9 protein-coding genes are annotated in these 11,597 nt (G+C 38.1%); 8 read left to right on the top strand and 1 reads right to left on the bottom strand.

What is annotated here, in order from left to right:
* Positions 1–57 precede the first annotated feature (57 nt).
* On the bottom strand, positions 58–975 hold the full coding sequence (gene rnhC / locus HMPREF2961_RS01525; RefSeq protein ID WP_002329499.1) for a ribonuclease HIII: 918 nt from the start codon (positions 973–975) through the stop codon (positions 58–60).
* Positions 976–1,176: 201 nt separating this feature from the next.
* Between rnhC and zapA the strand changes: the two genes are divergently transcribed.
* The 8 genes from zapA to HMPREF2961_RS01485 all read left to right on the top strand — a co-directional run bounded on the left by zapA (position 1,177) and on the right by HMPREF2961_RS01485 (position 11,442).
* Positions 1,177–1,614, top strand: a complete 438-nt coding sequence (zapA, locus tag HMPREF2961_RS01520) for a cell division protein ZapA (RefSeq protein WP_002290800.1) — start codon at positions 1,177–1,179, stop codon at positions 1,612–1,614.
* Between the two features lie 57 nt (positions 1,615–1,671).
* Positions 1,672–2,220, top strand: coding sequence for a CvpA family protein (locus tag HMPREF2961_RS01515; RefSeq protein ID WP_002333754.1), 549 nt, complete (start codon positions 1,672–1,674; stop codon positions 2,218–2,220).
* A 142-nt stretch (positions 2,221–2,362) separates the two neighbouring features.
* Positions 2,363–4,723 (top strand): endonuclease MutS2, encoded by a 2,361-nt coding sequence (locus HMPREF2961_RS01510; RefSeq protein ID WP_070703816.1) that lies wholly within the window; start codon positions 2,363–2,365, stop codon positions 4,721–4,723.
* 86 nt (positions 4,724–4,809) lie between these two features.
* Positions 4,810–5,124: a thioredoxin gene (gene trxA / locus HMPREF2961_RS01505; protein ID WP_002290803.1), complete on the top strand. Its 315-nt coding sequence runs from the start codon at positions 4,810–4,812 to the stop codon at positions 5,122–5,124.
* Between the two features lie 181 nt (positions 5,125–5,305).
* Positions 5,306–7,084, top strand: coding sequence for an excinuclease ABC subunit UvrC (uvrC, locus tag HMPREF2961_RS01500; RefSeq protein ID WP_002290804.1), 1,779 nt, complete (start codon positions 5,306–5,308; stop codon positions 7,082–7,084).
* 143 nt (positions 7,085–7,227) lie between these two features.
* On the top strand, positions 7,228–8,127 hold the full coding sequence (locus HMPREF2961_RS01495) for an ABC transporter ATP-binding protein (RefSeq protein ID WP_002290805.1): 900 nt from the start codon (positions 7,228–7,230) through the stop codon (positions 8,125–8,127).
* The gene (locus HMPREF2961_RS01490) at positions 8,120–9,382 is read left to right on the top strand and encodes an ABC transporter permease (protein WP_070703814.1); all 1,263 of its coding nucleotides are present in this window, start codon (positions 8,120–8,122) and stop codon (positions 9,380–9,382) included. The genes HMPREF2961_RS01495 and HMPREF2961_RS01490 overlap by 8 nt, the downstream gene beginning before the upstream one ends.
* A 161-nt stretch (positions 9,383–9,543) precedes the next feature.
* Complete coding sequence (locus tag HMPREF2961_RS01485; RefSeq protein ID WP_070703810.1) at positions 9,544–11,442, top strand: fructose-bisphosphatase class III; 1,899 nt, start codon at positions 9,544–9,546, stop codon at positions 11,440–11,442.
* Positions 11,443–11,597 lie beyond the last annotated feature (155 nt).

Below are 11,597 nucleotides of genomic sequence, written 5' to 3'. Positions count from 1 at the left end.
ATTGAACACCGTTTATTCGGAATAAGGGACTGTGACACGACTTATGTCACAGTTTTTTTATTTTTTTATTAGCTTCAACGCTTTTTCTGTATTGGCAAAGTGAAGTTTGGCATATTTTTCAAGCATAGGCATGCCGCCTTTTTCTAATAGTTTTGCCGCTATTTGATCAGATTTCGTTCCAGCTCCTGAGGGAAGGGTGATTCCAGCTTCAGCTGATGCTTTGTCTAACTCTTCTAAAAAGCTGGCACGACTGATGATAGAAGCAGCAGCAACAGCTAAATGATATTGTTCTCCTTTAGTAACGAAGTACAGTTTTTCTTGCAAGTGATTTTTTTCTAAACGCGCATATTTTTTAAAATTTGCTTCTGGCGTAAACTGATCAATCAAAATCGCTTCTGGTTTTTCTGGTGCGATCTTTTTTAGCAGCAAATGGATTGCTTGATTATGCAAAGCGACTTTCATCCGAACAGCATTGTATTTTGGCTGGATCTCATTGTATTTTTCTGGGGGCAAGACAAGTAGTTTGTAAGGGATAGTTTCTTTTAAGACATCAGCAAGTTGGATGATTTGGCTATCTTTTAACTCTTTTGAATCTCGAACACCAAGTTTACGTAATTCTGCAAGCTGATCACGTTTCACATAAGCAGCACATACTGTTAGTGGACCGAAATAGCTGCCATTTCCGACTTCATCGCTACCTAAAACGGATAATTGACTGATATTTTTTGGCAAAGAAGAGACCGTTCTTGCTGGTTTGGCCTGCTTATCCTGTGCCTGTCCCCAGCGCTGAGCTTCCGTTTCTGCGTTTGCCCCTTGGAACATCACTTTTCCTGATGTGTAAGCAGTGATGGTCGTCCCGTCTTTTTTAGCAGCAAAGATAGTATAAGGAATCTGTTTATTTAACAAATAAGAGCGATAGTGTGCTTTCATTTGACTAAGTTGGTCGTTCGTTGCTTTGATAATGACGTTGCTCATAAAATTCTCCTCGTTTTTATACATAAATCTATACCGCAACTCCTGACTTTTCGTTTTCTAAGAGGTTGCGAGACATAGCATTTTTTTAAAGTTTATCATATAATAGTTAAGTATGTGAAAAATATTTGTGGAGAACGGTGAAAGAACCAACTTCATGGTACACTAAATAAAACTTTCATCAAATAGGAGGAAATGATTCGTATGGCGCACGAAAAAACACGCTACAAAGCAGTGATTGCCAACCAAACATATACTATTATCGGACGGGAAACCAAGCATCATATGGATATCGTAACGAAGCTGATCAATGAGCAGTTAGCAGAATTGAAACAATTATCACCACAAATGGATAATGAACAAGCAGCGATCTTGATGGCTGTCAATGCGCTTTCGGATCAATTGAAGAAACAAGAAAGAATCTTGGAGCTAGAAGAAGAAACAGCAGAATTAAAGAAAAAAATGATCAAATTTACAGAGCTTGAAAATCGCGTAAAACGCATGGAAGCAATCGAGAATGAAGCTCGAGAAGTACTGAAAGAAAATGGTCAAGCAGATTATACTATTAAAAATCATGTGGAAGCACAGCAGATTTTAAATGAAAAACGAAAAGGACAAATCAAACAAAAATCTTCTAATTAAGATCCTTTTATCAAAATAAGAAAAATTTAAAAAAGTTAGAAGAGAAAGGAACGTAGCATGCTGAGTTTGCTGATTTTATTTTTATTGCTAATTGCGTTTTTTTCTGGAGCACGTCGCGGGTTTGCTTTACAAGTCATATTCGCAATCGGATATGTGTTGTCATTTATTGCTGCCCAGCATTTTTACAAACCATTAGCAAGTCATTTGGAATTATACATTCCATACCCAGCTGTCACCCCGACATCAAAGTTAGCATTTTTTGATCAAGTATTTGCCTTTCACCTAGATGAAGCTTTTTATGCAGGAACGGCTTTTCTGATCATTTTGCTGATTGGCTGGCTGATCACCCGATTTGTGGGGGTCTTTGTCCATGGATTGACATATGTGCCGATCTTGAGACAGGTAGACTGGATTGCAGGAGGTATCCTGTCACTAATCATGGCTTACGTTACTATATTTTTGATTTTGCAGTTACTTGCCTTTGTTCCATTAGATGTGGTCCAAAATCAATTCGGCGAGCATAGTTTCGCTCGTTTTATCGTTGAGAGAACGCCCTTTCTTACCAACAAGATGTATGAGCTTTGGGTAACGAATATTTTGAATTAAGGAAAATAGGGCTAGAAAATATTTTTTTAGAAAAACTTTTACAAGAATGTTTTGTTTTTTGTACACAGTAGTTTATTTAAGAAGGCTGCGCAACGTATGTCCGGCACAGCCCTCTTTTCATAGTGAAAGATAAGGTGATAAAATGAATAACCGAATCCTTGAAACATTGGAATTTGAAAAAGTCAAACAGATGGTCAAACAATTTGTAGTGACTGCACAAGGAAAAGAAGAACTGGCAGAATTGGTACCAGTGAGCGAGAAACAAACGATCACAGAATGGCTTCAAGAAACTGAGGATGGGTTGAAAGTACAACGTCTGCGAGGCGGGATTCCTATACCAAAACTTGAAAATATCCGCCCTCATATGAAACGGATCGAAATCGGGGCAGATTTGAATGGAGTGGAGCTTGCACAAGTTTCCAGAGTGTTATCTACGACAAGTGAATTGCATCGGTTCATTGATGATCTTTCTGACAGTGAAATTGAATTTGCGCGTTTGTATATGTGGGCAGATCAGCTAGTCACGATTCCTGTTTTAAGTCGCCGTTTAAAGGAAGCAATCGATGAAGACGGACGCGTGACCGACGATGCTTCTCCTGAGCTAAAAATCATAAGACAGAACATTCGTCGCAGTGAACAAGCTGTTCGTGAACAGTTAGACGGAATCGTCCGCGGGAAGAACGCAAAATATTTGAGCGATGCAATCATCACCATGCGAAATGACCGCTACGTTATCCCAGTCAAACAAGAATACCGCGGTGTATTTGGCGGTGTAGTCCACGATCAAAGTGCTTCAGGACAGACTTTATTTATTGAACCAAAACAAGTGGTGGATTTGAATAATCGTTTGCGTCAATATCAAATCGCTGAACGAAATGAGATTCAACGTATTTTAAGTGAACTTTCTGCAGAACTTGTTCCACATCGTCAAGAAATCATCCACAATGCTTATGTGATTGGTAAAATGGATCTGATGAATGCAAAAGCACGATTTGGTAAAGAACTAAAAGCCATCGTGCCGGGAATCAGTGAAGACAATCATGTCGTCTTGAAACAAGCAAGACATCCGCTGATCGATCAGGAAAAAGTAGTTCCTAATGACATCGCAATTGGAAAAGACTATCAAGCCATCGTCATTACAGGACCTAATACAGGTGGGAAAACGATCACGTTGAAGACTTTAGGTCTGTTACAGCTGATGGGGCAAGCAGGGTTGCCGATTCCTGCAGGAGAAGAAAGCCAAATCGGTATTTTTGAAGAAGTATTTGCGGATATAGGAGACGAACAGTCGATTGAGCAAAGTCTATCGACCTTTTCTTCTCATATGACGAACACTGTAGATATTTTATCAAAAGTCAATGAAAAAAGTCTGGTACTATTTGACGAGCTTGGTGCAGGAACAGATCCGCAAGAAGGTGCTGCTCTAGCAATCGCGATCTTAGATGATCTTGGTAAAAAGTCTGCTTATGTGATGGCAACAACACACTATCCTGAATTGAAAGTTTATGGATACAATCGGGCAAATACGATTAATGCTAGTATGGAGTTCGATGTGGATACACTAAGTCCAACGTATCGTTTACTGATCGGTGTGCCTGGTCGGAGCAATGCGTTTGAAATCTCCAGCCGATTAGGTCTTGATACAGATGTTATTAATGAAGCAAAGCAGTTGATGAATGATGAGAGCCAAGATTTAAATGAAATGATCACAGATTTAGAGAATCGCCGGAAAATGGCAGAGACCGAATATCTGAAAATGCGTCATTTTGTTTCTGAGGCACAAGAACTTCATCATGATTTGAAAGAAGCTTACAGCTATTTCTTTGAAGAACGTGAAAAAGAAATAGAGAAAGCAAAGAAAAAAGCAAATGAAGTCGTGTCAGAGGCGGAAAAAAAAGCAGAAAAAATCATTGCTGATATTCGTAAAATGCAACAGCAGATCGGGCAAGGAAATGTGAAAGAGCATCAGTTGATCGATGCAAAGACCCAATTAGCAAATCTACATCAAGAAGAAACATTGAAGAAAAATAAAGTATTGAAGAAGGCGAAAGAACAAAAAACATTAAAACCGGGAGACGAAGTGTTGGTTACGACTTACGGCCAAAGAGGGACGCTTTTACGTAAAAACGGGAATCAGTGGCAAGTAGAAATCGGTATACTAAAAATGAATGTGTCCGAAGACGAACTGACGCCTGTTGCTCCTCAAAAAGAGCCGACACAACGAGTTGTCCATGCTGTACGCTCTGAATCTAGCAGTCATGTGCCGAATCAATTGGACCTTCGAGGAAAACGATATGAGGAAGCGCTAAGTGAAGTAGATCAGTATTTGGATTCTGCCATCCTAGCAGGTTATCCTCAAGTGACTATTGTCCACGGAAAGGGGACAGGCGCACTTCGCAAGGGAATTACTGATTATCTTAAAAACCATCGGAGCGTCAAAAGCTTTGAGTTTGCACCGGCAAATCAAGGCGGAAATGGTGCAACAATTGTTAAATTTAAGTAAAACTTACTAAAGGTAAGCAGATGGTTCGCTATCCAAGGATAGAAATGCTATACTGGTCATAGATTTTAAAAATGGAGGTCTTTAATATGTCACAAGTAATTACAGATAAGACATTTAATGAAGAAACAGACAAAGGACTTGTATTAATTGATTTTTGGGCAACTTGGTGTGGCCCATGTCGTATGCAGGCACCGATTTTGGATCAATTGGAACAAGAATATGATGAAGAAGAATTCAGAATTGCTAAAATGGATGTGGATGAAAATCCAGAAACTCCTCAACAATTCGGAATCATGAGTATTCCAACATTAATGTTGAAAAAAGATGGTCAAGTAGTAGAAAAAGCTGTTGGTGTTCATTCAAAAGAACAACTACGTCAAATGATCGATCAATATTTATAAAAGCTTAAAGCAAAAATAAGCTGAGGATGGGACTGAATTCAGTTCCGTCCTCGGTTTTTTTGCGGTTGAGTTAAGGTTATTCAAATTAACATTTTTTGAGTATAATTACGTTGTCAGGCTGGATTGTTTTTTTGACAGACATGCTATAATAACTTTAATTGAATATGAAGGGGAGTACCAGATGAACGAACGAATCAAAAACAAACTAGCTTTACTTCCTGATCAGCCCGGCTGTTACTTGATGAAAGATAAAAATGGAACGATCATTTATGTCGGAAAAGCCAAAATATTGAAAAATCGCGTCCGCTCATATTTTACTGGCAGCCATAATACGAAAACGGAACGGCTTGTTAGTGAAATTGAAGACTTTGAATACATCGTTACAGAATCGAATATAGAAGCTTTGCTCTTAGAAATCAATCTGATAAAGAAAAATGATCCTAAATACAATATTATGTTAAAGGATGATAAAACCTATCCTTTCCTTAAGATAACGAATGAAAAATATCCCCGTTTGGTGATTACTCGCAAAGTACTAAAAGACAAAGCACTGTATTTTGGACCATATCCAGATGTCGGTGCGGCGAATGAGACAAAGAAGATTCTCGACCGATTATTTCCTCTGAGAAAATGCAAACCTAGTCAGACGAAGGAGCCTTGTCTTTACTATCATTTGGGGCAATGTCTGTGTCCTTATTATTTCGACGTAGATCCGAAAGTCTATACGAAAATCGTTGATGAAGTGAAAAACTTTTTAAACGGAGGACACGAAAAAATCGAGTCAGAGATCCATCAGAAAATGGAAAAAGCTGCTGAAAACATGGAATTTGAAAAAGCTGCAGAATACCGAGACCAGATCCGTGCTATCGAAACAATCATGACTCGCCAAAAAATGACAAATACTGATTTACTGGATCGAGATGTATTTGGTTATGCGATTGATAAAGGCTGGATGTGTGTCCAAGTGTTTTTTGTAAGACAAGGAAAGTTAATTGAACGAGATGTTTCAATGTTTCCTTTCTATAACGAAGCAGAAGAAGATTTTTTGACTTATATTGGTCAGTTTTATCAGGAAAATGAACATTTCATTCCTAAAGAAGTCTTGATTCCTGATACGATCGACAAGCCAAGTGTAGAAGCTTTGTTGGATACGAAAGTTCTACAACCGAAACGAGGCGAAAAGAAAAAATTAGTGGAATTGGCGAATAAGAATGCCTCAGTTGCTTTGAATGAACGATTTGATCTGATTGCTAGAAAGCAGGAACGGACGATCGGAGCAGTGGAACGTTTAGGAAACGCAATGAATATCCCGACCCCAATACGCATTGAATCATTTGATAACTCTAATATCATGGGGACGAATCCTGTGGCTGCGATGGTCGTATTCATTGATGGAAAACCAGCAAAAAAAGAATATCGGAAATATAAAATAAAAACAGTCAACGGACCGGATGATTATGCATCGATGAGAGAAGTCATCTATCGCAGATATTCACGAGTGATTCGTGAAGGGTTGCCTTTACCTGATTTGATCTTGATTGATGGAGGAAAAGGACAAGTCGATGTAGCAAAAGATGTCTTAGAAAATCAATTAGGAATCGATATTCCTATTGCTGGTATGGCAAAAAACGATAAACATAAAACAAATGAGTTGCTATTCGGTACAGATTTGGCTGTAGTACCACTTGAACGAAATTCACCTGAGTTTTTCCTGCTCCAGCGGGTCCAAGATGAAGTCCATCGATTCGCAATCACTTTCCATCGGCAGCTGCGTAGTAAAAACAGTTTTGCTTCCCGATTAGACGAAATTGAAGGGCTAGGACCGAAACGAAAAAAAATGTTGCTTAAAGAGTTCAAATCATTGAAAAATATCACAGCAGCTACGATAGAAGAATTACAAGAAATCGGACTACCGAAAAATGTCGCACAAAACGTATTTGATAAATTACATCAGGAATGAGAAAAGGGCACTTTACAAAGAAAGTAAAGTGTCCTATCATTTTAATTACAACAACAAGAGAGTATACGTTTTGTTGGTAAATAATAAATCGCTTACATCTGGTGTCTTAGGATATATGGATTTATTGAAGAAGGAGTGAAGAAATGTTAGAAGTCAAGAATCTTGTTAAAACTTTTGGGAACTACACAGCTGTCGATCATGTCTCTTTCCAAATCCCAGACGGAAAAATCATGGGGCTGATTGGTCAAAACGGTGCTGGGAAGACAACGACTTTTCGTTTGATCTTGGATTTTTTGACACAAGACCAGGGAGAAGTGTTATGGAATGGTCATCATCTTGGGGAGAAAGATTATGATATCATCGGCTATCTTCCAGAAGAACGAGGACTTTATCCAAAAGTAACGATTCAAGACCAACTGCTTTATTTTGCAGAACTTAGAGGGAAATCAAGAAAAGAAATTGAACCAAAAATCGATTTTTGGATGGAAAAATTTCAGGTAAAAGGGAAAAAGACGGATAAAGTAAAATCTTTGTCTAAAGGGAATCAGCAAAAAGTCCAGCTTATCGCCACATTGATCCATGAACCTAAATTGATCATTTTGGATGAACCATTTAGCGGGTTAGATCCGGTAAACGCGGAATTACTGAAAGATGGAATATTGGAATTGAAAAAACACGGTTCATGTGTCATTTTTTCTAGCCATAATATGGATAATGTAGAAAAAATCTGTGATCATTTGATCATGCTGCGAAACGGAAAAATGGTTTTGAATGGAAAAGTCCATGAGATCCGTGAATCATTTGGCCGTACGAAGTTATTCTTGGAATCTGGGTTAAGTCAACAGGAAGTAGAAGAAATCGAAGGCGTGAAAAAAGTGATCCTTCGTGAGGATAATACGTTAGAGATCACATTAGAAGATCCTGAAGCTGGGAAAGAAATCTTTACTCGTGCGACTCAGTTCGGCTACATTCCTATGTTTAACCAGCAACCGCCAACTTTGGAAGAGATTTTCAAATTGAAAGCAGGTGAAATCGATGCGTAAGTTTTGGATTATTACCAAAGATGTCTATTTAAAAAATGTTAAGTCGATTTCTTTCTTGATCATGATATTAGTCCCTTTTATCATGCTGGGTATCATTTATGTAGCAGGAAACTTTGCTCAACAAAATAGTGATGTCAATAAAATCGGCGTATTGGCTGATAATGAGCAAATCAGTCAGCAAATGAGCCAAGTCAAAACAGATGATTTTGAGTTCAAAGCAGTTGATTCTGAAGAAAAAGCACAAAAAGAGCTTTCGGAAGAAAAAATCGATGCGTATTTAGTAGTCTCAACTGAGAATGATAAGATAAATGGGATGCTTTATAGCGAAAATTCATTAGGACAAAGTACACAACTACTGATACAACAACAACTGACTGGCTTGCAATCGATGCTTCGAGCAAGTCAATTAGGCATTTCACCAGAAGAAGTAGCTAGCTTGAGCCAACAAGCAAGTTTGACTCGACAAAAAGTCAATTTTGATTCAAAAGGAAAAATGACAGTTGGAGAAGATAACTCGACAGTCCAATATGTCGTAAGTTATGTAGCAACGATTGTCTTGTTCATTATTATTTTGACGTATGCGCAGATCATTGCACAAGAGATCGCTTCTGAAAAAGGCACGCGGATCATGGAAGTGATCCTGTCCAGTACGACTGCACAAAAGCATTTTTACGGAAAACTAACAGGTGTTTTACTTGTTGCATTAACGCAAATGGCATTATACGGTATTATTTTTGGTATAGGATACAGTCAATTCAAAGATATGGAAATGGTCAAAAATATATTAGACGGTATCTCATTGGATAACTTGATTGGACCATTCTTGTGGTATTCTCTTCTATTTATGATCTTTGGCATTTTGATTTTTTCTGTTTTGGCAGCTTTATGTGGCTCTTTGGTCAACAAAGCAGAAGATACAGCAAAAGCAATCTTGCCAGTGACTTATTTATCTTTAGGCGGATACATGCTTGGGTTGATATTAGGTGCGTCAGATCCAAATAATATCGTTATTCGGATCACTTCGTATATTCCATTTTTATCTTCCTGTATTATGCCGGTTCGCTTGGCAAATGAGACAGTCGGTATGGGTGGAGCATTGATTTCCTTGTTGGTACTTGTAGCCGTGACATTCTTATTGATGATCTTGTCTGCAAACATGTACAAATCGAATGTACTCGTGTATAGCGAAGGCGGATTATGGAGTTCATTGAAACAATCGATTTCAATTATGAGAAATGAACGAAAAAAAGCATAAAATATAGAAAAATATAGAAGGAAGCTGGACATTTATTGTTCCCAGCTTCTTTTTTGTATAGACCTATTTCTATTTTTTTTATTATATTGGATATATATTCATTGAAAATAGCGCATAACAACTTTATAATGTTGAGTATACCAATTTTTGGAGGCGTTTTAATGGACCGCTATTTAGATTTACTTTCAGAGAAGTTCCCTACAACGGAAGATGTCATCACGGAAATCATCAATCTCGAAGCAATTTTGCAGCTTCCAAAAGGAACAGAGTTATTTTTGAGCGATATACATGGCGAATTTCCTGCTTTTGATCATATTCTGCGTATCGGTTCAGGAAATCTTAAAGAAAAGATCAAAGACCTTTTCTCTGAACAAATGACGGAAACGGAGATCAGCCAATTCACTATTTTTACGGCTTATCCAGAATATGTATTGACGACTGATTGGTACAAAAAACAAGATAAATCCCAGCTGATCCATCGTTTGATTGATCTTTTACGGTTTACGACAGTCAAATACACTCGATCAAAAGTTCGAAAAGGATTGCCGAAAGAATATAGCTATATCATTGAGGAACTCTTGTATATCGATGATCGTATCAACGGGAAAAAAGACTATGTAAAAAAAATCATTGAACAACTTGTCTTAATGAAGGAAGAAGAAAAATTTTTAACAAAACTTGCGCAGACGATCCAAAAATCTGTCATCGATCATTTGCATATCGTGGGTGATATTTTTGATCGGGGAACTCAAGCAGCCAAAGTAATGGATCGAATCATGGATTTTTCCTCTGTAGATATCCAGTGGGGGAATCATGATATTTTGTGGATTGGTGCGTATTGCGGCTCTGAGGCATGTTTATTGACGCTTTTACGGATTGCTGCACGCTACAACTATTTATTTGAATTAGAGAAAGAATATGGAATAAATTTACGTCCATTATTTTCTTTTGCCCATCAAACCTACCAGAAGAATCCTGTATTTACCCCTAAAAACAGGGAAAATCTATCTGAAAGAGAGCAAGAAGAATTAGAAAAGATCCATCAAGCGCTTTCTATCCTCCAATTCAAATCAGAACATCAGTTGTTGGATCGACGACCTGAATTTAAAATGGACGATCGTAAATTGCTGGAAAAAATCAACTATGAAGAATCAACAATCGATTTAGAAGGTCAGCTCTATGAGTTGAAAGGGACTTGTTTTCAAACGATCCAGCCAGATGATCCCAAAAAATTCTTGGAAGAGGAACAAAAAGTGATCGATAGTTTGATGTATTCATTCCAGCACTCGTTAAGAATGCAAAAACACATGACGTTTTTGATAGAAAAAGGGGGAATGTATCTCACGAACAATCAACATGTACTGTTTCATGGCTGTATACCTGTAGATGAAAAGGGGCAGCTCTTAGCATTTGAATTAGACCAATCTTATCGCGGAAAAGAACTACTGGGATTTTTTGAAAAACAGATAACTGAAAGCGCAAAAGATTTGACTGCAAAAGAAGATTTGGCGACCGATTTGATTTGGTATGCGTGGAGCGGGCCATTTTCGCCTTTATTCGGCAAGAGTAAAATGGCCACTTTTGAGCGCTATTTTCTCACAGAGCCTCATACGCACGTCGAAAAAAGCAATCCCTATTATCACTTGCGAGATGAAGAGTGGTTCAGTGAAAAAATTTTGGCAGAATTCGATGCAAAAGAAGAAGGTTCAGCAATCATCAATGGGCACACGCCAGTAAAAGTAAAAAAAGGAGAGTCACCGATCAAAGCAAACGGAAAAGCATTTGTTATTGACGGAGGTCTATCCAAAGCTTATCAAAAAAAAACCGGGATTGCTGGCTACTCATTACTATGCAATTCTTACGGTTTCCAAATCGTGACACATTATCCGTTCTTGCCTATTGAACAACAATTTGCAAAAAAATCTGATCAAACGAATGTAAAAAAAGTGATCGAGCAGCAGCTCCCACGCAAACTTAATCGGGATACGACAAAAGGAATGGAATTACAGCAACAGATTACTCAGCTCCAAAGGCTGTTGGATTATCGAAAGGACGATTGAGAAAAATGCTAGCCAACATTGCTCAATAGACTAAAAAAGGACTGCAACAAAAGGCGTATCGCAGTCTCCTTCGGAATTAGCTCAAAAAACGGAAAAATATGAGGAGCTATTTTTCCGTTTATTTCTCTAATACTCAGGTCAGGGCGCTGATTTCA

Source organism: Enterococcus sp. HMSC076E04 (assembly GCF_001814285.1).
Taxonomy (GTDB): domain Bacteria; phylum Bacillota; class Bacilli; order Lactobacillales; family Enterococcaceae; genus Enterococcus_B; species Enterococcus_B lactis.
Note: the sequence above shows the minus strand (reverse complement) of the source record. Positions and strands in the feature narration are given on the sequence as shown.

Bases quoted from the DNA above. Each gene is read 5' to 3' on its own strand.
- HMPREF2961_RS01485 (WP_070703810.1), top strand. From the start codon at position 9,544: ATGGACCGCTATTTAGATTTACTTTCAGAGAAGTTCCCTACAACGGAA.
- rnhC (WP_002329499.1), bottom strand. From the start codon at position 975: ATGAGCAACGTCATTATCAAAGCAACGAACGACCAACTTAGTCAAATG.
- HMPREF2961_RS01495 (WP_002290805.1), top strand. From the start codon at position 7,228: ATGTTAGAAGTCAAGAATCTTGTTAAAACTTTTGGGAACTACACAGCT.
- zapA (WP_002290800.1), top strand. From the start codon at position 1,177: ATGGCGCACGAAAAAACACGCTACAAAGCAGTGATTGCCAACCAAACA.
- HMPREF2961_RS01510 (WP_070703816.1), top strand. From the start codon at position 2,363: ATGAATAACCGAATCCTTGAAACATTGGAATTTGAAAAAGTCAAACAG.
- uvrC (WP_002290804.1), top strand. From the start codon at position 5,306: ATGAACGAACGAATCAAAAACAAACTAGCTTTACTTCCTGATCAGCCC.
- trxA (WP_002290803.1), top strand. From the start codon at position 4,810: ATGTCACAAGTAATTACAGATAAGACATTTAATGAAGAAACAGACAAA.
- HMPREF2961_RS01490 (WP_070703814.1), top strand. From the start codon at position 8,120: ATGCGTAAGTTTTGGATTATTACCAAAGATGTCTATTTAAAAAATGTT.
- HMPREF2961_RS01515 (WP_002333754.1), top strand. From the start codon at position 1,672: ATGCTGAGTTTGCTGATTTTATTTTTATTGCTAATTGCGTTTTTTTCT.